At 49.0% G+C, this 23,509-nt stretch carries 16 protein-coding genes and 2 tRNA genes; 13 read left to right on the top strand and 5 right to left on the bottom strand.

Annotated elements, in window-relative coordinates; genetic code table 11:
• Positions 1-3 precede the first annotated feature (3 nt).
• Positions 4-567, top strand: coding sequence for a CDP-diacylglycerol--glycerol-3-phosphate 3-phosphatidyltransferase (pgsA, locus tag KFE80_02935; GenBank protein ID UTW45882.1), 564 nt, complete (start codon positions 4-6; stop codon positions 565-567).
• A 48-nt stretch (positions 568-615) separates the two neighbouring features.
• Here pgsA and KFE80_02930 read toward each other — a convergent pair whose 3' ends face one another.
• The gene (locus KFE80_02930; protein UTW45881.1) at positions 616-1,476 is read right to left on the bottom strand and encodes an SGNH/GDSL hydrolase family protein; all 861 of its coding nucleotides are present in this window, start codon (positions 1,474-1,476) and stop codon (positions 616-618) included.
• 649 nt (positions 1,477-2,125) lie between these two features.
• On the opposite strand from KFE80_02930, the gene KFE80_02925 reads away from it, so the two are divergent.
• Complete coding sequence (locus KFE80_02925) at positions 2,126-5,980, top strand: ankyrin repeat domain-containing protein (protein ID UTW45880.1); 3,855 nt, start codon at positions 2,126-2,128, stop codon at positions 5,978-5,980.
• Between the two features lie 52 nt (positions 5,981-6,032).
• Positions 6,033-6,677 carry a hypothetical protein gene (locus KFE80_02920; GenBank protein UTW45879.1) on the top strand — a complete coding sequence of 215 codons (645 nt, stop codon included), beginning with the start codon at positions 6,033-6,035 and terminating at the stop codon, positions 6,675-6,677.
• 169 nt (positions 6,678-6,846) lie between these two features.
• Here the strand turns inward: KFE80_02920 and KFE80_02915 are convergent, their stop codons facing one another.
• The 3 genes from KFE80_02915 to KFE80_02905 all read right to left on the bottom strand — a co-directional run bounded on the left by KFE80_02915 (position 6,847) and on the right by KFE80_02905 (position 8,745).
• Positions 6,847-7,791, bottom strand: coding sequence for a hypothetical protein (locus tag KFE80_02915; protein ID UTW45878.1), 945 nt, complete (start codon positions 7,789-7,791; stop codon positions 6,847-6,849).
• A 773-nt stretch (positions 7,792-8,564) separates the two neighbouring features.
• Positions 8,565-8,651 (bottom strand) — tRNA-Leu (locus KFE80_02910).
• A 20-nt stretch (positions 8,652-8,671) separates the two neighbouring features.
• A tRNA-Cys gene (locus KFE80_02905) sits at positions 8,672-8,745 on the bottom strand.
• A gap of 369 nt (positions 8,746-9,114) precedes the next feature.
• On the opposite strand from KFE80_02905, the gene KFE80_02900 reads away from it, so the two are divergent.
• The 4 genes from KFE80_02900 (at position 9,115) to KFE80_02885 (ending at position 14,408) form a co-directional block, all read left to right on the top strand.
• Entirely contained in the window at positions 9,115-11,331 is a 2,217-nt protein-coding gene (locus KFE80_02900) for an EAL domain-containing protein (protein ID UTW45877.1), read from the top strand.
• Positions 11,332-11,334: 3 nt separating this feature from the next.
• Entirely contained in the window at positions 11,335-12,000 is a 666-nt protein-coding gene (trmH, locus tag KFE80_02895; protein UTW45876.1) for a tRNA (guanosine(18)-2'-O)-methyltransferase TrmH, read from the top strand.
• Positions 12,001-12,121: 121 nt separating this feature from the next.
• A complete protein-coding gene (locus KFE80_02890; GenBank protein ID UTW45875.1) occupies positions 12,122-12,478 on the top strand; it encodes an acyl-CoA thioesterase in 357 nt (118 codons plus the stop codon).
• Between the two features lie 145 nt (positions 12,479-12,623).
• A complete protein-coding gene (locus KFE80_02885; GenBank protein UTW45874.1) occupies positions 12,624-14,408 on the top strand; it encodes an acyl-CoA dehydrogenase in 1,785 nt (594 codons plus the stop codon).
• A gap of 135 nt (positions 14,409-14,543) precedes the next feature.
• Here the strand turns inward: KFE80_02885 and KFE80_02880 are convergent, their stop codons facing one another.
• On the bottom strand, positions 14,544-15,416 hold the full coding sequence (locus KFE80_02880; protein UTW45873.1) for a LysR family transcriptional regulator: 873 nt from the start codon (positions 15,414-15,416) through the stop codon (positions 14,544-14,546).
• A gap of 131 nt (positions 15,417-15,547) precedes the next feature.
• Here KFE80_02880 and leuC point away from each other — a divergent pair, with 131 nt between their 5' ends.
• The 6 genes from leuC (at position 15,548) to KFE80_02850 (ending at position 23,471) form a co-directional block, all read left to right on the top strand.
• Positions 15,548-16,975 carry a 3-isopropylmalate dehydratase large subunit gene (leuC, locus tag KFE80_02875; GenBank protein ID UTW45872.1) on the top strand — a complete coding sequence of 476 codons (1,428 nt, stop codon included), beginning with the start codon at positions 15,548-15,550 and terminating at the stop codon, positions 16,973-16,975.
• A gap of 2 nt (positions 16,976-16,977) precedes the next feature.
• The gene (leuD, locus tag KFE80_02870) at positions 16,978-17,625 is read left to right on the top strand and encodes a 3-isopropylmalate dehydratase small subunit (protein UTW45871.1); all 648 of its coding nucleotides are present in this window, start codon (positions 16,978-16,980) and stop codon (positions 17,623-17,625) included.
• A gap of 45 nt (positions 17,626-17,670) precedes the next feature.
• Positions 17,671-18,753, top strand: coding sequence for a 3-isopropylmalate dehydrogenase (gene leuB / locus KFE80_02865; protein UTW45870.1), 1,083 nt, complete (start codon positions 17,671-17,673; stop codon positions 18,751-18,753).
• Between the two features lie 108 nt (positions 18,754-18,861).
• On the top strand, positions 18,862-19,965 hold the full coding sequence (gene asd / locus KFE80_02860) for an aspartate-semialdehyde dehydrogenase (protein ID UTW45869.1): 1,104 nt from the start codon (positions 18,862-18,864) through the stop codon (positions 19,963-19,965).
• 196 nt (positions 19,966-20,161) lie between these two features.
• The gene (locus tag KFE80_02855; protein ID UTW45868.1) at positions 20,162-21,193 is read left to right on the top strand and encodes an aspartate-semialdehyde dehydrogenase; all 1,032 of its coding nucleotides are present in this window, start codon (positions 20,162-20,164) and stop codon (positions 21,191-21,193) included.
• Positions 21,194-21,269: 76 nt separating this feature from the next.
• Positions 21,270-23,471, top strand: coding sequence for a hypothetical protein (locus KFE80_02850; protein ID UTW45867.1), 2,202 nt, complete (start codon positions 21,270-21,272; stop codon positions 23,469-23,471).
• Positions 23,472-23,509: the final 38 nt, after the last annotated feature.

Genomic DNA, 23,509 nt, shown 5'->3' with positions numbered 1-23,509 from the left:
TATATGTGGAACCTCCCCAATATCCTGACCCTGATGCGAATTGCGTTAATTCCCATCTTTATTGTGGTTTTTTACTTGCCTTGGGAATGGCGCTACCCGGTAACGGCAGGTATTTTTATTCTTGGCTCAATCACCGACTGGTTGGACGGTTACCTGGCCCGCAAGTTGGAGCAAAGTACTCCCTTTGGTGCCTTCCTGGATCCCGTTGCAGATAAGCTCAGTGTTAGCGCTGCGCTAATACTGTTGTTGGCTGCTAACCCTTACTTTTGGTTTGCTATACCGGCGCTGGTGATTATCGGTCGAGAAATTGTGGTGTCGGCTTTGCGTGAATGGATGGCGGAAATTGGCCAACGTGCCAGTGTGGCGGTTTCCATGGTGGGTAAGGTCAAAACGGCCCTACAGATGATAGCGATCAGCGTCTTGCTGTTCTTTAACCCAGAAACCGACAGGGTGTATCACATTATCGGTTTGGTTTTGCTTTATGGGGCGGTAATCCTCACCCTGTGGTCTATGTATGTCTACCTGAAAGCCGCATGGGATGAATTGGTGAAGTCGGATTCACTCTAATTCAGAGCCAACGGAAGAGAGAATCCTCTTTTCCGTTGGCGTAAGAATTTAGTTAGTAAGCCTCAGTATTTCAGCTTCAAATACCTTTGCCTGCTTTTTAAACCCCGACTTGGTTGGGTGCAGTTCGTTGCTCCAATGATTTTCCTCGAGAACCCCCTGGGTTTGCGCGACGGTAATGCGGTCATTTTCCTCAGCGAGTCTGTCCAGGCGCCGATCAAATTCTTCTAAAAATAACCTGACCACAGGGGCGCGTAATCTAACCGGTACTTTGCGGAGTTTCAGGCCGGGGTTCATCCATGGCCCGCGCCCGCAAACGCCTTTGTCACTGGGGATGGCATAGTCATAACCGTGGAACATGAGTTGTGTTTTAGGGCTGTGCTTGTCGCGCAAGGCAATGATTTCTCTGTAGCCACTCTCCACCAAATCAAGGGCCGGGTTAAGTGTTTGCATATTCAGAATATCCTGCGCTTGCATGCCTGACTCGTAGGGGTTTAGCCATTTGTGGAACGTATCTTTACCCACCAGATCATTACCGCCACCGGAAAACAAGAAAAAATCAAATTTTGTTCGGCTGGCCGCCCCTGACTTGAGTTGATTGGCAAGGCGCTTTAATTTTTTGGGTGTGGTCATTTCTTCGACTTCATCACCGGGCCATGCGAGGTTGAGTATTTGAATATCAAGCAAGTTCTCAAGATGCCAGATAATGGCAAAGCCAATCATGTACTTAAACCATGAATCTCCCTCCGCGATAATCGTTATCGGTTTTGTGCCAGTAGCCTTTTGTGTTTCTACCCAGCATCGATAATCCTCGCAAAATTTCTGCAGCTCTTTAGCGGTTCGTTTTTCTCGTCTAACACGGGAACGAATTTGAGATTTAAGATCATCTTTTAGTCTTTTTGAGTGTTCCATAGCTTTTCTCCTGTAAATGTCAAAAAGGATGTTCTTTATTAATCACAAGCAGGGTAGGTGGTTGATTCTCCATGGTTGGTGCTTTCAGCACGGTTTCAGGCGGCTGCACATAGGTTGCAGAGGGGAGATATAGATCGTTTGACGGGTATCCATCAGTATTCCGTGGTGTGTACACGGGTAACGCTTAATCCCTGTTATTGATCGGTCTGACAGTTCAAGTGTAGACCAACAACAGAGAGGTTTATGCCAGTTAAAAGCGATGGTATGAAAAAGTCAGTGAAAGGAGGACTACACCGAATGCAAGAATTTTCGTTCTGAGGGTGTTATGAATTGCTTGCGGGGGTAGTTATAGGTGTTACTGGTGTTCGGGGCCGGCACAGAAAATTCCTTTAAAATTATAGATTTAGTTTGCTTGCATACGCACGATACGCGCGGGTTTTTCCGCTAAATGACTACTGATGCGGTATCACCTAAATTTACACATATCTACTAAATCAGTGCAACTCATCACCGATAAATGTCAACAGATTGAGTACTAGCTTAACTTCTAAGCTGCTTTTAATATATTACTTATCAAGCTGCCTTAAAGCTTGCTTAGCCATAAGTATTCTAAATAACAGTAATTTGACATTTGCTAGGAAAAAGTTTGATGGAACAACAATATATCTTTATATCTTCCTCCGCTGATCTAAAGGAATCTCGTGATTTCATTCGTAATGAGCTTGAAAGATGGCTCAGAGATCGAGGGTTAGACGATATGTTGGCTCCTTTTCTTTGGGAAGATGATCTCGAAGACAAACCTTTGCAATACAGTGATCGTATTCCTGTCCAAGAAAGTTTACCTGACCCTGCATACTCCTCGGTGCTTATGACGGTGTGTATGTTTGGAGAGAGATGCGGCGTACCATTACAGGATGATCTACTCCCTCATTGGGACCGCCGCGTGGATGAGTGGAGGGCTTGTGATGGCGAAGCGGGGGTTCTCCACCCATGGCCGAAAGATCTAAAAAGTGAGCGACAAGAGCTTGCTAAAGGAAATTTTCCATTAACAGGTACAGTCTTTGAGCTGCTCTCAGCATACACTTCTTCATCAGATATTGATCAAAGTGACCTTGTTATAGGTTATGTAGCGTCTAAACCCGTCACAAATCACCTTACAAAAATGCAGATAGACTTTGGTGGTAAAAATTTATGGAATCGCTTAACGAAAAATACGACGAGTCGAGATGAACGAGACCAAATTTGTGAAGATATTTACGATCCGCAAATAGAAGCACTGCTTAACCTCATTAAATTTATTAACAACCGTTATGGTGTCAAGGGTTACTTCCAAAGCGCTGAAGCTATGCAGGAAGAGGTACTGGCTCAACTAAAAAAGAAGCTCACCAAACGTCTATACCGCACATCGCCCAATAACCCTTTTAAGCTCGAACTAACGCATTGGGGTATTGATGAAGAGCATGAGCTTCCGGGTCGAGAAGACCAAAAAAAGAAGCTACTCAGTACAATAGCTAACGACTCTACCAATTTTGTTTTATTAAAAGGCCGCAGCGGCTGTGGTAAGTCATCATTGCTTCAGTGCGGTCTTTTAAGCAAACTAAGAGATCAAGGCGACCTTATATTAGCGGTCCGACCAACAGAAGTTGAACCTGTAAATGATTCCGAAGAACAGCTAGATATACTCTTCCATAGAATGGCTGAGATATTGGGACTAGTGGTTAGCCATTCGGAAATGGCCAATATTGCACGGCGAAAAAAATGCGAATATTTTTCAGAACGAATTATCAAGCATTTAGCCAATACTAATCAGAACTTGATTTTAGCGCTAGACCAATTCGAAGAAATTATAGATGATCTGGGTCGCACGGCGACTAATAAAAACCACTTGTCGGGATGGCAGCAAGTTTTAAGTTTTCTCAAATGTCTGTCAAATACTGATCACTTTACGCTGGTAGGAACCTTAGAGAGTAGTAGGTATGAATCTTTTGAGAATTTAAATATCGAAAAGATCATAGGACTAACGGCTAAAGTTATCGACGTTGACGTTAACGAAAATGATATTGAGGAAATTGCCGTCGAAGGTTTTCGCAAGGCAGGTATTACACTCAGCGACGACCTGTTAGAAAAAATAAAACGAAAGTGGAATGAGTTTCAAGATGCTAACCTTGAGAATCTATCCGCTTCACCCCTGCCATTGGCCTGCTTATGGCTAGCTAACCTATTCGAAAAGTTCGAAGATAGAGCGACGGTAGAACTGGTTGAACGTGGTAATTCGACTACAAACAGTACTGGCTTTAACCGAGAGAATGCAGTTATTAAGCTGAGTGATTTGGAAGAGGAAGTCGATTTTTCTCTTACAATTCATAATTTAGCAGAGCAAGCGTGGTATTCCGCAGGTGAGAGCGTGTTATACGCGAAATACTTGGAAAGCAATAAAGAAGGTTTAAATAGTCTAAATAATTTTCTAACACCCTATGTGGCTCTGCATGTTGATGGGCATAAAACTTTGCTAAGCAGCCCTGTCAGTAGCTATAAATCGAAGATAGTGGATTCTTTTCTACGTAATCGTCTACTTGTAAGAGCCAATGATACTAACCAAACAAGTGGGGATGCCGCTTTTCGCTATAAATTGGTTCATCAAGCAGTGCTGGATCATTGGAGCGTTGCTCGCGCGTGGTTTGAATATAAACAGGATTATTTACGAGATGAGGGCTGGCTTCGAACAGAGGCAAAAAAGTGGGCTAAAAATAAAAATTCACCTGTTAAAAAAAGCAGAGAAAGCATTCATGTAGCAGCGTCGGTGTTACAGTCCTATCATTGGCATATGGATAGCAAAGAGGAATTGAATGATGATGATCTCTTGCTCCGTCAGTATGCTGAAAGAGTATTTTTAAACGCGAGCACTCCGCAAGCAGTTGTGAAATCGTCTATTTATAAAAAGAAATTCATTCATATTGCGGCGGAATATCACCTTGTGGACCTACTAGATAGATTTTTTTCAAAAAGCAAAGCGGTTATTGGAGTTAAAAGCGGTCGTGGAGATACCATTTTGCATGATGCTAGTTGGTCAGACGGACCTGCGACACCTTGGATTTTAGAACGTTTGGAAAGTATTGATGATATTTACTCTGATGACGGTTGGCACCCAATACAAAACGCTATTCAAGAGCATGCCAATCAAAATTACAGAGCGATGATCGACCGTATCAGCGACATAAATATGGTTGTGGCCCCGGGCATGAGAAATATGTTGAGTCGTGCCGCACACAGTGGCAATCAATATGTGATTGAAGATTTAATTGATAGGGAGACAGATACTTCTTATTTAGATGAACATAAAAGAACAGCATTGCATCACGCCTCATGGGGTGGTTCTGTTGAGTGCTTTGATCGGCTCATTCGATTCATTGATCCAAACTGCCTAGACACTAAATTGCGGAATCCGATACATATTGCAGCGAGTCAAGGTCATTCTCAAATTGTAAAATCTTTCTTGAATAGCTCCGTTTCGACCTCTGTCTTTAACAGCGTGTTACGACAGAGGGATAAAGAAGGAGACACCCCTATCATGATTGCCGCTAAAAAAGGTATGCATGAGATTGTCCGGTTATTGTTGTCAGATTGCAATGCTCGCTCTAAAGCTCATACTAGCCATTCTAATCAGACACTCTTGCATTTAAGCGTATTTGATCAGTTTCCAAATGACGAACAAAAATTAAATGCACGAAAAACTGTACAAGTACTATTGGTAAACGAAAATGGCCCAGTTCTGACCTCTCGCGACAACAACGGAAAAACAGTATTTGATTTGGCGGAAAGGTATAAGGAGGTACGTCGGGTTTTATGGCGGGATGACAGAATGCCTACTAAGTATGAAGACATGACGTCTTCTATGAGGGTGGAGATCTTAAAAAGTACTGACAGCAATATAATTATGCGATTACTGCGCCAGTCACCTATTGCTCTTGTCGACTCTCATGTTGTGAAACACATCTCCAAAGAGCCTGTAACCAAAACGGGCTTGGATATTTTGATAGAGAAAAAGAACTATATAGTCATATCGAAGTGCCTAATTGAAGGGATTATCGATAATAGCTTATTGAATAGCAGCTTTCAGGATATAGTAAGCCTCGCTTGTGAGACAAAAGCATCATCCGTTCGCAAAGAATTAACAGATCGAATTGATGATTTACAATCGGATGACACAGTGCAAGCTATGCTGCTAGACAGATTTTTACGAGATGAGGACTACGAGTATGCTGAGAAGTTGATAAAGCGTGGAGTAGATCGATTAATTGGGCAGGGAGACATGAGTTACTCTATTTTTCACAGCCACGCTATTCAAGGTAAAGTCGAGATATTTAAAAAAACTGCTCAAAAGTACAGATTCGTTCTACCACTTGATAGCTGGGGAAGAAAGCCTTCGGATCTATCATCGGTTATTGACTTAGACCAATTTAGGGAGCTTGAAAGTGAATTTTTTTCCCCTTCGGTTGAGAAATAGTAATTTTTTGCACAAGAGACATTGGTCTAATTTGATTGCTTAGGAGTGTAACGTGAAGCCATCATTCTGTTTAGAAAAAAAATCTTCCAAACCTAGAGGGTCATTGACAAAATTAGTGAGAAAGTCGCTCTCGGAGCTAGAACCAAATTTGGTAGATGTCTTAGAAAACTGTAGTATCGAAACATATGATTTGCCGTTTTACAATAATATTGAATTGGTAACTGTCAGCTATACTCATTGGCAGCCGAAAGGATCCCTCCTTTGTGGATTAACTGATGGAAAGGATTTTTGGCGACTGGATGGGCGCTCTCCTCCGATCCATGAGGTCAACGGTAAAGCTGGTATAAATGTCAATGAGAGTACTGCGATGCAGTATCTCACTTTTTTTTGTTTTTTCGTTAGAGGTGACGAGGGTCCATTTTTTATTGTAGAACACCTTGGCAGCCCGTATATTCCGGATGGTTGCGACATAAATTGTCTTGATAAAATTTTTCGCCATCCCCAAATATTTGGTAAGGATAAGCAGGGTAATTATAAAGTATCTTCGTTAGTTTATTACTCAGACGCTATTTTTTTTGCAGATTTTATTATAGAGCAAAGCGGTATGATCAAGATGGTTGATGACCATCCCGTATTAGCCGATATTGGTGAGAGCATAGATGCGCCATTAAAAGTGGAGTATGTCCTTAATAGTTAATTACGGATCGTCTCCGCTTACTTGATAGCCAACGATCTACCAGAGCGAGTTGTAGCCTTTTCTAGCCAGGCTGAATAGTCGCAGTAACTCGGCCGATGCCTGTGATAAATCTAAGGCAGATTAAAGCCTAAGTTAATCACAGGTGTCAGACTAATACTCGCCGATCAAGTCATATAGAATCTAATTCACGTAGTGCGTCTTTCATGGCCGACTTTGCTGTTCTAAATAACGGTTCAATTTCAATCTCAGGATACTTGTCGCGAAGGGCTGATATAAATCGCCTTTCAGAGCGAACAGGGGTGCCTTCATTAAAAAACAAAACAAATATTTCATTTTCTGATTTTACGGATTCGGATGGCGCGATAGCTTTTACACGAGAATCGTTGAGAGCATATTCCATCACTTGATGCCGAGCATCTACAGAAACCCTAGAGAGATTCAGCAGGTACTGATCTGGATCCTTTTTCCTAATGATGGAGTCAGACAAACTGCTGATATAGTTAAACTCCGGGCTACTCTTGCCTCGGTAAATATCGCTTTTTAAAGCGCCTAATTGCTTTTTGATATTGGTTAATTCTTCCAGAATAATTTCTTCAGCTCCTACTTCCTTAGTGCTAATTTTTGCTACCTTAAACTCTCCAAAATGCTTCAAAAAAGTCGTCGCACTATCATCACGGAACTTGTCCAATGTTGAGCTTATCTTTCTGGTTAATGTTTCCTTAAAAGTAACAATCGTCGAAAACCTTAGATCGCGCGGATACTCCAGGTGTTCAATAGTTGACGTATCAAAGGAATAGCTAGTCTTGTCATCTTTAATAATGATTGTAGGCTTATCGAAAGCCAGCCTCATGCCAAGCTCAAACATTACATTAGGGTTCTTCGCACTAACGTCACAGACGACTATGGGGTTCTCGTATAGATTTTGGACAATACGTTTGTGTATTGAGCCAACATCATCAGCTTCGCTAACCAGGTTTGCTTCAAGCCCTGCCGAGTCGACAGTATCAGAAATAATCTGAAGAACCTCAGCCCAGTGATCTTTACCGCAGCCATCGGTAGCTGATATAGGCATAACAATACCGCATACCTGTTTCTCAGTATTTTGTTCCGTCATATTCATTTCCTTTTCATATTCATAGGCAGATTCATAAAAAGTCGGCTCTAGGCCGGACATCTGTCAGCAGTTAGCAACTATAAAATAGCCAGACGTAACTAAAAGTATGTATTGGCGCTGGTTGGCTAGAGTCTACGCATTCCCCTTACACCCCAGCCATGAGGCCCTTTGCCGCGACTATTGAACGGAATAAGGCTTGCTTCGCTAGGTGGAGTGGTGTCAGTAGTTTCTGGCGGCAGTTTAGCCTTTAAACTCTGCACCTGCTTTACTAGTTTGCCTGCAAACGTCATAGAGTGATACCACTCGCCAATTACCCAGTTATATTGTTGGAGGTGTTGCCAGGTTAGTGGTTTATCTGAGCAGCCGGTATACATATTGTCACCAACAAAGCGCATTTGTTCAGGCCATGAATCTGGCATGATGCGCTCGTTAACCATAAGTGATAATAAGCGAATTATTACTAATGAAGGTTTGCTGTTGCCCGATTGATAATTCTGGGCGGTTCTTAAGTAGAACCAAGAATCTCAGCCAGCTCCATAGCACTAAACATCTGACAAAGCTCTTGAGGAGTATGCTTGTTCATTATTCGACTCCCAGTGCTTTTGCTGAACTTGGGAGTAAATGCTCAATTAGCTGATGTTGAGCACTCGGGCTACTTTCTACCCATAGGCGTAAAAGCTAGTGCTTTAAACATTTGTCTACTATATGTCTATTATTGTGAATTTGGGAGCCATAACGAAAAGGATCAATTTCGCCGAAACCCTTGTATCTATTGGTGCCCGGAGCCGGACTTGAACCGGCACGACCGTGAGGTCGGGAGATTTTAAGTCTCCTGTGTCTACCAATTTCACCATCCGGGCAGGAGGGTACATATAAAGAGTGGAGGCGCGGGCCGGAATCGAACCGGCATCAGCGGATTTGCAATCCGCGGCATAACCATTTTGCTACCGCGCCAAATAGTAGGTCTTCTGCTTGGTAAGCAGGAAGGCGGCTATTCTAGGGAATCCGGGAAAAGAATCAAGCCAATAATTTGCCCTACCTGACAGTTGCTGTTCGTCGATGGTATCTGGTTGCTCCAAGTCACCTCATCGGGAGGCTTCCTGACACTGCTGCGGACAATGAGCGGTTATCAATGACGGACAAACGGATCTTCACTAGTACTAATTTCGCACTTAAGCCGACTTAACTACCGTTTAAGTATTAGTGAGGGCGTATACGATGACTATCCTCCGGAACTGCGTATAATTCAAATCGGAACTGGGTCACAATAATAACGTTCTCAGTTCACAGCAGACTCTTAATGGATACCAATGGAGAAGGGCCTTGGACCGGCGATACATCAAACAACAGCTAGGCATTACAGTACTCTTTGCACTGATTGAATTGCTGCTTGTACAGAATATGGAATCAGGTACGAATCTGTGGCAGCTAATGACCATGACAGCAATCGTCTGGCTGTGTGTGTCTGCAGTGTTGTACTCCGACTTGTTGCAACGTCGTCAGCAGCATCAAATGGACAATAAAAGCCTGCTTCTGGACGTTATCTCGTCATCTTCTCCGGTCATGGTTTGGTCCATTAATAGCAATGGCCAGATATCCGATATACGTGGCAGAGCCCAGAAAAACGTAGACGATGCCAGCGCTGCTGTAATTGGCACCGATGTTAATAAAGTATTCAAAAGCTCGCCCGGTTTGTTGCGCGATGTTGAGCGCGCTCGTAAAGGCGGTAAGTTTATGTCTTATCAGCCCATTAATGGGCGCTTTTTCCGCCACCATTTTCAAAGTCATCAGTCGATACAGGGCAACGTCGACATGGTGCACTGTGTATCTGTGGATTTAACTCGGGAAAAAGACTTGGAAGAACAGCTGCGGCTGTCATCGAAAATCTTTTCCTTTACCGCTGACGCCATTGTGGTGACTGACAACCGCCGGGTGATTGAGTCGGTCAACAACTCCTTTACAGAAATCACCGGTTTCACCGCCGAAGATGTACTGGGTGAGAAGCTGGGTCTGCCACGCACTGCCAGCCAGGATGTATCTTTCTATAAAAAAGTATGGCGCGACCTGAAAAAGCGCGGTGTATGGCGCGGCGAGGTGTGGAGTAAACGCAAATCTGGTGAGCTGTTTTCCGGCCGCATGACCCTGAAAACCGTTTACGACGCCGATGGTGAAGTGAGTAACTACGTAGCATTCTTCTCGGATGTTACCGACCTGAAACGCTCCCAGGAAGAGCTACGCTATCTGGCCAACCACGATTCCCTGACTGGCTTGCCCAACCGTCGCCTATTCCTCGACCGCCTGGATCAAGGCATCAAGCGGGCACGTCGTGTGAAAGATCGCCTGGCGGTGTACTTTATCGATCTGGATGAGTTCAAGCAGATTAACGATACCCTGGGTCACCATGTGGGCGACAGCTTGCTGAAAGAGGTGGGTGAGCGCCTGAGAGGCATTGTGCGCGAGGCGGATACCGTTTCACGTCTGGCCGGTGACGAATTCACTATCATTGCCGAAAATGTCGGCGGTAACGACCAGGTGCGCAGCCTGGCGAAGAAAATCCTGGGTATTTTCGAACTGCCATTTAACCTCCACGACAAAGAGTTTTACGTATCTGCCAGCGTAGGTATCGGCGTATTCCCTGACGATGGTGAAGACCTGATTACCCTGATGAAGGGAGCCGACGCGGCGATGTATAAAGCCAAGGCTGAAGGCCGTAATGGCTACTACTATTTGTCAGCCAAACAGGCTAATAATGAAAACTCCGATCTGTTCTTTAATTCGGAGTTGCGTATGGCAATCCCCCGTAATCAGCTGTCTCTGGTGTACCAGCCCCAAGTGCTGATTCATACCGGTGAAGTGATCGGCTGTGAAGCGCTGATGCGCTGGAATCACCACTCCCGTGGCCAGGTAATGCCCAACACCTTTATTCCCTTGGCGGAACAAGCGGGCTTGATTCGTGAGTTGGGCAACTGGGCCTTGGAGTCTGCTTGTGAACGCATGAGCCAATGGCGCAATCAGGGTGCACCCATTCAGTTTATGTCAGTGAATGTGTCGCTGACTCAGATGCAAGATCCCAAATTCCCCAAAATGGTAGCGCAAGCGCTGGAAAAATCTGGCCTGCCTGCAGAGTGCTTGATGTTGGATATTTCTGAGAAGAGCATTCTGGTGGATCTGGATCACAGCAAGCAATTTATTCAGCAACTGGCCGATATTGGTGTAGCGGTTTCCATCGACGATTTCGGCACTGGTAAAGCGCCTTACGGTTACCTGAAAGAGCTACCAGTGAGTGTGATCAAGGTAGACCGCAAGCTGATGAACGATATCAAAATCGGCAAGCAAAACGACAGCCTGCTGCGCGCTATTATTGGCCTTGGCGATGTGCTCGGTGTGGATGTGGTGGCAGAAGGTGTAGAGCGTTCCATTCAGGAGAAGTACCTGCACGGTGTTGGTTGCCGCTTCGCCCAGGGCTTTCTATACGGCAAGCCCATGAGTGCGGAAACCTTTACCCAGCAGATGGGCTCCAACAGCCACACAATTCAATAAATCGTGACACCAGAGCGTTTCCAGAGGATTGTTGCCGTATTAAGTAAGCGGCAACCCGACCTCACCGTAATTACCGATGATGTGCACAAGGGGCAGAATTTGTCTGCCATTGTGCGCACCTGCGATGCGGCCGGCATTCCTGAAATTCACGCGGTTTACTCCAAAGGCGAGTATCGTCCCCACACTGGTACCGCCATGGGTAGCCAGAAATGGGTGCACGCCAATATTTGGCCAACGGTGGCAGAGCCCATCGAAAGTCTGAAAGCCAAAGGCTTTCAAGTTGTCGCCGCGCACTTTTCCGATCAAGCAGTGGACTTTCGCCAGGTGGATTACTGCAAGCCGACGGCACTGTTATTGGGCGCCGAGCGTGAAGGTGTTAGTGATAGCGCATTGAATGCGGTCGATCAGGAAATTACCGTGCCCATGCTGGGCATGGTGGAATCGTTTAACGTCAGTGTCGCCTGCGCCATTATTCTCTCCGAAGCACAGCGTCAGCGTCAGGCTGTGGGCTTATACGATCGACGCCGTCTGCCCGACAGGCAATATCACAAAACCCTGTTTGAATGGTGTCATCCGGTAATTGCGGATTACTGCAAGGCCAAGGGGCTGGAGTACCCGGAGTTGAATGAGCAGGGGGATATTGTTGATACGGATGCTTTGAAGCAATAAACCTTTCAAACCTGTACATATCTGTTTTACCTCTGAATTAACCGACAAACTTTGTATGCGTTTCGGGTAAAATCCCCCGCCCAAAGCCTGCTATTTCAAGCGGTTTTAAAGGAACCCTTCTATGCAAAACCATAAACTCGTCCTTCCCGAACACCTCAATCACTACGGCTTTCTGTTTGGTGGCTATATGCTGATGTGGGTGGATGAAATTGCCTATATTGCCGCGCGCCTGGACTTACCCGAGGCCAACATGGTGACGATCGGTATGGAAAGTATTGAGTTTCACCACAGTGTAAAGAAGGGCACCATATTGCGCTTTGAAGCGGATCAAAAGCGCCTCGGCAACACGTCTGTGCAGTACCAGGTGAATGTGTATCAGGGCTTGGAAGACGGCGGAGAGCCTGTGTTCAGTACTGCTGTGACTTTTGTTTGTGTCGATCAAGACGGCAATAAAAAGCCGTTGCCTAGCCGTTCTTGATGGCTTTCTGGCATGCTGTGACCAAATTTCCATTTTTGGTCAATTCTCAAAACTCTCCAGTCACGAAACGGCCTATCACCACGGGATAATTCCATACTATCGTTGGACAAATAAAATCATCACCGTGATTCTTTAAGGAGAAACCATGTCCGACTACCAAGCCCCGTTGCAAGACATTCAATTTTTGCTGCAAGACGTTCTCGGCTTGGGCGATATCGCTCAACTTCCCGGCTATGAACAGGCTACAGACGACATTGTTGAAGCGGTACTCGCTGAAGGCAGTCGCTTTTTTGGTGAAGTAATTGCGCCCACCAACCGAGATGCGGACGAAGCGGGCTCCAAAGTAGTAGACAAGAAAGTGGTTGCGGCTCCGGGCCTGAAAGAAGCGTATACCGCCATGGTGCAGGGCGGTTGGCCAGGTTTGGCGGGCAACGCAGAATACGGTGGGCAAGGTATGCCTCATTTGCTGGGTGCAGCGCTGGACGAAATGTGCCAGAGCGCCAACCTGGCGTTTAGTCTCTGCCCACTGTTGGGTAAAGGGGTGATCGCCGCTCTTGAAAATTACGGCAGTGATGAACAGAAACAGTTTTACTTGCCCAAGCTGATCTCTGGTGAATGGGCGGGCACCATGAACCTTACCGAGCCTCAGGCTGGCACCGATCTGGCGGCCATTCGCACCAAGGCGGTGCCCCAAGACGACCACTATCTGATCACCGGCCAGAAAATTTACATCACCTGGGGCGACCACGATTTCACCGATAACATTATTCATTTGGTGCTGGCGCGTACCCCGGATGCACCAGAAGGGGTGAAAGGCATTTCCCTGTTTATCGTGCCGAAAAATTTACACGATGAGAATGGTGCCACTACCGAAGCCAACGACCTTTATCCAGTTTCCGTGGAACACAAAATGGGCATCCATGCCAGCCCCACCTGCGTACTGAGCTACGGTGATGAAGGCGGCGCAATGGGCTACTTGGTGGGCGAAGAGAATCAAGGCCTCAAGTATATGTTCGCGATGATGAATCACGCCCGTATGTCTGTTGGTTTGCAAGGGGTTTCTGTCGGTGAACGCGCTTACCAGCAGGCCCGCCAATACGCCCGCGATCGTGTTCAGGGTGAGATGATTGGTGTGGATGGCCGAGTGCCCATTATCAAACACCCGGATGTACGCCGCATGTTGATGCTGATGCGCAGCCAGATCGAAGCAGGTCGTGTACTGGCCTACGAGGCGGCGGCCCATGTGGATAAGTCCCTTCACAACCCGGATGAAAAACAGGCAGCTTTCCATCAGCGTCGCGTAGACTTGCTGACGCCATTGGTAAAAGGCTGGTGTACAGAAATGGCTCAGGAGGTGACTTATCTTGGCGTTCAAATTCACGGCGGCATGGGATTTGTGGAAGAAACCGGCGCTGCCCAACACCAGCGCGATGCTCGTATCCTGCCAATTTATGAAGGAACCAACGGCATTCAGGCGTTGGATTTAATTGGCCGCAAACTGCTGAAGGATCAGGGTAAATCTTTGCAAGAGTTGGCGGCAGAATTCCAGAAAACCCTTGCTCAGGTAGAGGCTGCCGGCAAGCCTCTGCGGGAAATTCACAAAGGCCTCGGGCAGGCGCTGTATGCTAGTGACAAAGCCATTCGCCATATCTTTACCAATGTAATGGCGGACTGGAGTTTCCCTGGCGCGGTGTCCTTTAACTTGTTAATGCTGTTGGGTACTACGGCAGCGGGTTCACTGCTGGCTCAATCTGCCCTGGCAGCGCAGGCGAAACTGGACGCCGGTGACGGCGATGCCCAGTTCTACAAGAACAAATTGATTACAGCACGCTTCTTTGCTGAACAAGTTTTGCCCCGTACTCTGGGTTATATGCAGGCGATTATTTCTGGTCACGAAGCCACGATGGAGTTGGCTGAAGATCAGTTTTAATTATTGTTAGACCTACGTCATTGCGAGGGAGCGCAGCGACCGCGGCAATCTCCATCAGTCCTCTGCCAGCCTGGCCAAGATTGCCGCGTCGCCTTTCTTGAAAAGAAAAGGCTCCTCGCAATGACGAGTATTTTTTTAACCCGAAGCCTGCTTTTCAAGCATATCAATCAAAGCCCTGGCCGCATTGGACAGGGTTTTTTCTTTGTGGTGGATGTATCCTAACTGCCGTTCCAATTTCAGGTCGTTCGCTGGCAGGGCTGTCACCGTGTTGTCGAGCATACTCAGCGGTAATAGGCTCCAGCCCATGCCAATGGCCACCATAGCTTTAATGGTTTCCAAATAGTTGGTGGTCATGGCGGTGTTGAGCTTTAAATGCTGCGTCGCAAACAGTTCGGTAACAATTTGACTGGTGTGGGTGTTGAGCTCCGGCAAAATCGCTGGGTAGTTTTGCAGCTGCTCTACTGCAAATGGCGTTTCCGTCAGGGGGTGATCTGGCGCCACCACAAATGCCAGCTCATCTGGCCAGATACTCTGGGCGATAACTTTTGGGTGAGGCTTCGGTGACAGGGTAATAATCGCCAATTCAAAATGGCCGTGGAGGATATTGTCGTAGGCGCTCTCGGAATCCATAAACGCCATATCGATAGACACATCCGGAAATTCCCGGGTAAAACGCTTCAATACTTTTGGTAACCGTCGCAGGCCAATATGGTGGCTGATAGCCAGGCGTAAGGTGCCGCTAACGGAACCACTGAGATCGGCAATGGCCTGTCGAGTGGCTTGCAGCTCCCCAAGAATACTTCGTGCTCTGGGCAGCAATTCACGGCCACTGCTGGTTAAACTCACCGTGCGGGCGATGCGGTCAAACAAGCGACAATCCAATTGTTGTTCTAACAAGGCGATACGCTTGCTGACTGCCGACTGGGTCAGATGCAGCCGATCCGCGGCGGCGGAAAAAGACTCTGCTTCGGCTGCGGTAACAAAGGCTTCCAGTAAAGAAGTGTCCATAATCTTATAAATTCCCGATTGGAATCCAATGCATTAAAAAGATGAATTTATTTTATTGCAAGAGCAGATTAGAATGCCGGTCACTTATCCCTCGCGAGCCACGCTCTATAACCCATTCAGGAGATTAGCCAATGGCGGGTAAAACCCTTTACGACAAGTTGTGGGATGCACACTTGGTCAAGCAGCGCGACGACGGTACTGCGCTGATTTATATCGATCGACAATTGCTGCACGAAGTCACCTCGCCTCAAGCTTTTGAGGGTCTACGCCTGGCGAACCGCCAGCCCTGGCGAGTGGATGCCAACCTGGCTACCCCGGATCACAATGTACCCACCACCAGTGCCGAGCGCCTGGCCGGTGTGGATGGCATTGAAGACGAAACCTCTCGTATTCAGGTAAAAACTCTGGACGAAAACTGCGACGAGTTCGGTATTGTTGAGCACGGCATCAATGACCCTGGTCAGGGCATTGTTCACGTAGTGGGCCCGGAGCAGGGCGCTACCTTGCCGGGAATGACCGTGGTTTGTGGCGATTCTCATACCTCCACCCATGGCGCGTTGGGCGCCCTGGCTCACGGTATTGGTACTTCTGAAGTGGAACACGTACTGGCGACCCAGTGCCTGATTCAGCGCAAAATGAAAAATATGCTGGTGCGTGTGGACGGCAAACTGGGCGCGGGTGTTACGCCCAAAGATGTGGTGCTGGCCATTATTGGCAAAATTGGCACTGCGGGTGGTAACGGTTGCGCTATCGAATTCGGTGGCCAAGTGTTCCGTGATATGTCGATGGAAGGGCGCCTGACAGTGTGCAATATGTCCATTGAGGCGGGTGCTCGTGCCGGCATGGTGGCAGTGGACGATACTACGATCGAATACGTCAAAGGCCGTGAGTACGCTCCCAAAGGAGACGATTGGGACAAGGCAGTGGCCTATTGGAACACTTTACACAGCGATGCGGACGCCGAGTTTGATATTGTGGTAGAGCTGGACGGTGCTGACATCAAGCCGCAAGTGTCCTGGGGTACTTCGCCAGAGATGGTATTGCCAGTGGACGCCACCGTGCCCAACCCTGAAGACGAAAGCGACCCGGTGAAAAGCAATGGCATCAGCCGCGCCCTGGAGTACATGGGCCTGGAAGCGGGGCAGGATATCAGCAGCATCCCGGTAGATCGGGTGTTTATCGGTTCTTGCACTAACTCTCGCCTGGAAGATCTGCGCGAAGCTGCGGCGGTGGCCAAAGGCCGCAAGGTGGCAGATTCCGTTAAACAAGTGCTGATTGTGCCTGGCTCACAAGCGGTGAAAGCCAAAGCAGAGGCAGAGGGGCTGGATAAAGTCTTTACCGATGCCGGTATGGAATGGCGCGAACCCGGTTGCTCCATGTGCCTGGCCATGAATGCGGATAAACTGGGTAATGGCGAGCATTGCGCTTCCACCAGTAACCGTAACTTTGAGGGCCGTCAGGGCTTTGGCGGTCGAACTCATCTGGTGAGTCCCGCTATGGCGGCAGCCGCGGCCATTGCCGGCCACTTCACCGATGTTCGCCAGATGATGGAGGCGTAACCATGGAAAAATTCACCGTTCTGCAAGGTATCGCCGCGCCCATGGATCGCGCCAATGTGGATACCGATATGATTATCCCCAAGCAGTTCCTCAAATCCATTAAGCGCACCGGCTTTGGTGTGAACCTGTTTGATGAATTGCGTTATCTGGACGAAGGCTATCCGGGGCAGGATTGCAGTATGCGTCCAATTAACGAAGATTTTGCCTTGAATAAACCCCGCTATAATGGCGCTTCCATTCTGCTGGCGCGGGAAAACTTTGGTTGCGGTTCCAGCCGCGAACACGCCCCATGGGCACTGGTGGATTACGGTTTTCGCGCCATTCTTGCTCCCAGTTATGCGGATATTTTCTTCAATAACAGCTTTAAAAATGGCCTCTTACCCATTGTTTTGGAAGAAAATATAGTTGACGATTTATTTAAGTCGACTGAAGCCAACGACGGCTATCAGTTGACCATTGATCTGGACGCCCAGCTGATCAAGCGCCCGGACGGCGACGACATTCCCTTCGACGTAGACCCGTTCCGCAAACACTGTTTGCTCAATGGCTTGGACGATATCGGTTTGACCTTGCAAGACGCAGACGCCATTCGTGAGTTTGAAGGTGGTTGGAAACAGCAATGCCCTTGGTTGTTTGGGGCGATTAAGTAACAAGTTGGGTGCCTAACGACCAAACTCCAAGTGAGAGATAACAAGATGAGCAAAAAAGTTCTAATTCTGCCCGGCGATGGTATCGGCCCGGAAATTGTCACCGAAGCGGAGCGCGTGCTGCGTGCTGCGGATGAAAAATTTAACCTGGGTTTGGATATTGATCATGGCCTGTTGGGTGGTTCAGCCATTGATCAACACGGTGCACCTTACCCGGAAGAAACCTCCGCCAAGGCTAAAGCGGCAGACGCCATTTTGCTGGGCGCTGTGGGTGGCCCCAAATGGGACAATATCGAGCGCAGCATTCGCCCGGAGCGTGGTCTGCTGGGTATTCGTTCTGAGTTGGAGCTGTTTGGCAACCTGCGCCCTGCGATTCTCTATCCGCAGCTGGCGGATGCCTCTTCCCTGAAGCCAGAAGTGGTATCCGGGCTGGATATTCTGATTGTGCGTGAGCTCACCGGTGGCATTTACTTTGGTACCCCGCGGGGTATTCGCGAGCTGGAGAACGGTGAGCGCGAAGGCTACAACACTTATAAATACAGCGAGTCGGAGATTCGCCGCATTGGCGTGGTGGCCTTTGAATCCGCTCGCAAGCGCAATGGCCGGGTTTGCTCTGTCGACAAAGCCAATGTGCTGGAAGCCACTATTCTGTGGCGCGAAATTATGGAAGAAGTGGCCAAAGACTACCCGGACGTGGAATTGAGCCATATGTACGTGGACAACGCCGCCATGCAGCTGGTGCGGGCGCCCAAGCAGTTCGATGTGATGGTGACCGGCAATATGTTTGGCGATATTCTGTCTGATGCCGCCGCCATGCTTACGGGTTCTATCGGTATGCTGCCTTCGGCTTCTCTGGATGCCAGCGGCAAGGGCATGTACGAACCCTGTCACGGCTCCGCCCCGGATATTGCTGGGCAAGGCATTGCCAATCCGTTGGCGACCATTCTTTCTGCTGCCATGATGTTGCGTTACTCGCTGGATATGAGTGCTGCGGCGGATGCCATTGAAAGTGCGGTTAACACCGTGCTGGATAAAGGTCTGCGCACCGCCGATATTTACACCGATGGCGATGTCAAAGTCTCCACCAGTGAAATGGGTGCTGCAGTTGTTGAGGCGTTGGCTGCCCAGTAACGCTCGCTAGAGTAAGGTCGAATAGTGGCAGGGGGTGCGTTACACTTCCTGCCCTGTTTTTTTAGGCGGTCAACAGATCGCCATTGAGATGTAATAAAGAGAAGTGCGATGAAACGAGTAGGTCTAGTAGGTTGGCGCGGCATGGTGGGCTCCGTATTGATGGAGCGCATGCGTGCCGAGAACGATTTTGCCGATATCGAACCGGTATTTTTTACCACCTCCCAGGTAGGGCAGGAAGGCCCGACAGAGGCGACTGAAACCCTCAAGGACGCTACCGACATTAGCGAACTCAGCGCTATGGATATTATCGTTACCTGTCAAGGTGGCGATTACACCAAGGCAGTGTACCCGCAACTGCGTGAATCCGGCTGGAACGGCTACTGGATTGACGCTGCCTCGGCACTGCGTATGGACGACAGCGCCTTGATCGTACTGGATCCGGTGAATCTGGACGTGATCAAGAACGGCATCGCCGGTGGTGTGAAAAACTTTATTGGCGGTAACTGCACCGTCAGCCTGATGCTGATGGCCATGGGCGGTCTGTTCAGAAATGGCGTGGTGGATTGGGTTAGTGCCATGACTTACCAAGCGGCTTCCGGGGCCGGCGCCCGTAATATGCGCGAGCTGATCAGCCAGATGGGTGTGCTGCGCGATAACGTTGCTGTAGAGCTGGATAATCCGGCGTCTGCCATTTTGGATATCGATCGCAAGGTGGCCAATACCATGCGTAGCGACAGTTTCCCCACCGACAATTTTGGCGCGCCACTGGCCGGTAGTCTGCTGCCTTGGATTGATGTAGAGCTGGAAAGCGGTCAATCCAAAGAAGAGTGGAAAGCTCAGGTGGAGACCAACAAAATTCTGCAAGGTCACAAAACCATTCCTGTGGACGGGGTTTGTGTCCGCATTGGCGCCATGCGTTGCCACAGCCAGGCGCTGACGGTAAAACTCAACCGCGATGTGCCCATGGACGAAGTGGAATCCATGCTGGCGGAAGCCAATGACTGGGTGCAGGTGGTGCCCAATCACCGCGACGATACTCTGCGCGACCTCACCCCAACGGCGGTAACCGGCCACTTGCATATCCCGGTTGGGCGTTTGCGCAAAATGCACATGGGTGGTGAATACCTGTCGGCCTTTACGGTGGGTGACCAGCTGTTGTGGGGTGCCGCCGAGCCGCTGCGCCGTATGCTTCGCATCCTGTTGGAAGCATAGTGCCACTTGGGGGTGATTTAACGCATTCAGCGCAGCTGTGGCTAAGCGCCACAACTGCGCCCTTCGGGTTAGCGTGTCAGCGCCCATTGACTGCGTTGCACCTCTTGGCAAGGGGTTGCCATTCCCGGCGAGGTGCGCCTTGCCATGAACGCTGACACACTAACTGAATACGATAAATTACCCCCAAGGAGCACTAGTGGGCGAATTTACAAACTGCTACGACGTTGCCGTCGTCGGTGCCACTGGCGCTGTTGGCGAGGCAATTCTGGAGCTTCTGGCGGAGCGGGAATTTCCTATTGGTGAAATTTACGCACTGGCCAGCGAACGCTCCGCTGGTGAAACGGTGTTGTTCAACAAACGCCCGGTGCTGGTGGAAAACCTGGCGGAATTTGACTTCTCCAAGGTGCAGATTGCGCTGTTTTCTGCCGGCGGTTCCGTGTCCGCGCAATACGCCCCCGTGGCGGCGGATGCCGGTTGTGTGGTGATCGATAACACGTCTGAATTTCGCTACGACGATGATGTACCTCTGGTGGTGCCGGAGGTCAATCCCGATGCTCTGGGTAACTACAGTGCTCGCAATATCATTGCCAACCCCAATTGCTCCACCATTCAAATGTTGGTGGCGTTGAAGCCGATTCACGATGAGGTGGGCATTGAGCGCATTAATGTCTGCACTTATCAGTCTGTCTCAGGCAATGGTCGCAAGGGTGTCAATGAACTGGCCGGACAGACCGCCAAGTTACTCAATGGCTTGCCGGCAGAAGAAGAGCTTTACCCCAAGCAGATTGCCTTTAATGTACTGCCTCATATCGATGACTTTCAGGACAACGGCTACACCCGGGAAGAAATGAAGATGGTCTGGGAAACCCAGAAAATCTTTGCCGACAGCAGCATTCGGGTAAATCCCACTTGTGTGAGGGTGCCGGTGTTTTATGGCCATGCTGAGGCGGTGCATCTGGAAACCCGTGTGCCCATCAGTGAAGACGAAGTGCGCGCACTGATGGTCGATGCCCCTGGTGTTGAGCTGTTGGATGAGCGCCAGCCGGGTGGTTATCCGACTCCGGTTGGTGACGCTGCGGGCAAAGATGCAGTTTATGTGGGGCGCATTCGTGAAGACGTCTCACACACCAATGGTCTCAATCTGTGGATTGTGTCCGATAATGTGCGGAAGGGCGCCGCACTTAACAGTGTACAAATTGCCGAATTATTGATAGAAACGTACCTGTAAAAATGTGCCCTGGTTATGGGTCTTGAACCCAGCTGCGTCAGGCACCAACACAATAATGTAGATAGGACCATCACACATGGCTTTCCCAAAGGTCAAAGCTCTCAGCGCTGCGTTGGCGCTTTTAGTGTCTCAGGCTGCATCCGCAGTGGGGCTGGGTGAAATCAAACTGAACTCCGCTCTCAATGAGCCGCTGAATGCAGAGATCGAACTGCTGAGCGTAGGTGACTTGGATGAACTGGAATTGTTCGTCAATCTCGCCAGCCGCAAAGACTTTGAACGTGCCGGTGTACCAAGGGATTTCTTTTTAACCGGATTGCAATTCAGTGTTGACCTGTCCGGGCCCAGGCCAAAAGTGTTGGTTAAATCGGAAAAGCCGGTTCGCGAACCATTTCTCGATTTCTTGGTAGAAATGCAATGGCCCAGTGGTCGTTTACTACGCAACTACACCGTATTGGTGGACTTGCCGATTTATTCGGACGATAAAGCCAAACCCAAAGCGGTTGAGAGTACCCAGTCCAGTAGGCCAGCAACAAAACCATCACCCCAATCACGTCCTACAAGCCCTCGTCAAAGTACAGAACGTAACAGCGCCAGCGCCCAGGCAGGTGACAGCGATTACAAAGTGGCCGACGGGGATACTCTTTGGGGGATTGCACGGCGTGCCAAACCTGAAGGTGCCAGCATTCATCAAACTATGGTGGCCATACATGAATTAAACCCCAGTGCTTTTGTTCGCGGAGATATCAACCTGCTTAAACGTGGTGAAGTATTGCGTTTACCTCAGGGGCATGACATTGGCGTTAGCCACAGCGATGCGCTGGCTGATATCAGCCAACAAACTCAAAGTGGCCCACTGATTGATGCTACTGAGGCGCCGAGCTCTCAAGGTGCGTCTCAGTCACAGCCGGAAGGCCGTCTAAAACTGTCTGCCGCCAGTGAGCAGCAGGTGGAAAGCGATGAACAAACTGGCTTTTCCGCTTCTGACCTCGATGGTGCAGTTGCTGGCGGTGAGGGGCGTTTGTCCAGTGAATTGACGTTGGCTCAGGAAGAGTTGGCCCGCAAAGATCGCGAGTTGGAAGAACAGCGAGATCGCAATGCCAAGCTCGAAGAGCAAGTGGCGACTATGCAACGCATGCTGGAAGTAGGCGGAACCAGTTTGGGTGAAACCCAGCAGGCGCTATCTCAAAATCAAGCTGACACTAAAGCTGCTGAACAGCAAGCGGCACAGGCACCTGCCGCTGCCGGAGAGTCAGCAACTGAGACAGATAACGCCGCTGAACAGCAGGAGCAGCAACAAGCTGCGGCCCCGCAAACGCAGCCTGCTGAAAGTTCCGACATGTGGTCCAAGTATAAATACTATCTGATGGCGGGTGTCGGTGTATTGCTGGCTTTACTGCTGGCTTTGGGTCTGCGGCGCAAAAAAGAAGACAACGACGACGAATTTACCTTTGAGGAGCCCGCCGAACCCGCACTTGAGTCAGAGCCCACAGAGCCTTTGGTTGCCACAGCAGCTGATGAGGACGTTGCTGAGCAAGCCCCTGTTGCTGACCTGGCACAAGAAGAGGGCATTGACCTTTCTGAAGAAGATCAACTGTTCGACTTTGAGGATGACGACGGCCAACAGGAAAGCGAACAGGAAGAGGTTGCTGAGCAAGCCGAGGTTGTCGATGACGCCGAATCCTTGATGGACCACGCTGACTCCGAAGACAGCGATTTGCAAGATGAAGACTTAGATGAGCTGGTTACCCGTTTTGACGAAGCCGACGACGAGGTGGCGAGCAAAGACACCGAATCTGAAGACGATCTGGATTTTGCTGCCGACCTTGAGCTTGATGACAATTTGTTGGCTGAGCTTGAAGAAGAGGACGACGTCGAGGACGATAAAGACAGCTCAGAGGACTCTGATGAGGCTCTTAGCCTCGACCTTGACGAAGATGCCTCTGATGCCGATGTTGCTGATACCAAAGAGGATGACGTACAGCTGGAATCTGAGCCTGAACTGGTATTGGACGAAAGCCAAGGTGACGAAGATGAAGCAGTAGACGCATTATCAGAAGACAGCTCATCGGAAGACGATTCACCACAAGAAAGTCTGGATGACGATGACTTTGATCTGGATATGGAAGGCGACGAAATCGGCACCAAGCTGGATCTGGCAAAAGCCTACAGCGATGTGGGTGACGCGGATGGCGCTCGCGAGATGCTGGAAGAAGTGATTGAAGAGGGCAACGACGAGCAAAAAGCCGAGGCCAAAAAGCTGCTTGACGACTTGGAGTGATTGCCAAAAACTCTTATGTCTGAAGTCCACAAGGGGTA

Source organism: bacterium SCSIO 12696, from assembly GCA_024397955.1.
Classification (GTDB): Bacteria; Pseudomonadota; Gammaproteobacteria; order Pseudomonadales; family Porticoccaceae; genus SCSIO-12696.
The sequence above is the reverse complement of the archived record's forward strand: the minus strand, read 5'-3'. Positions and strand labels throughout refer to the sequence as shown.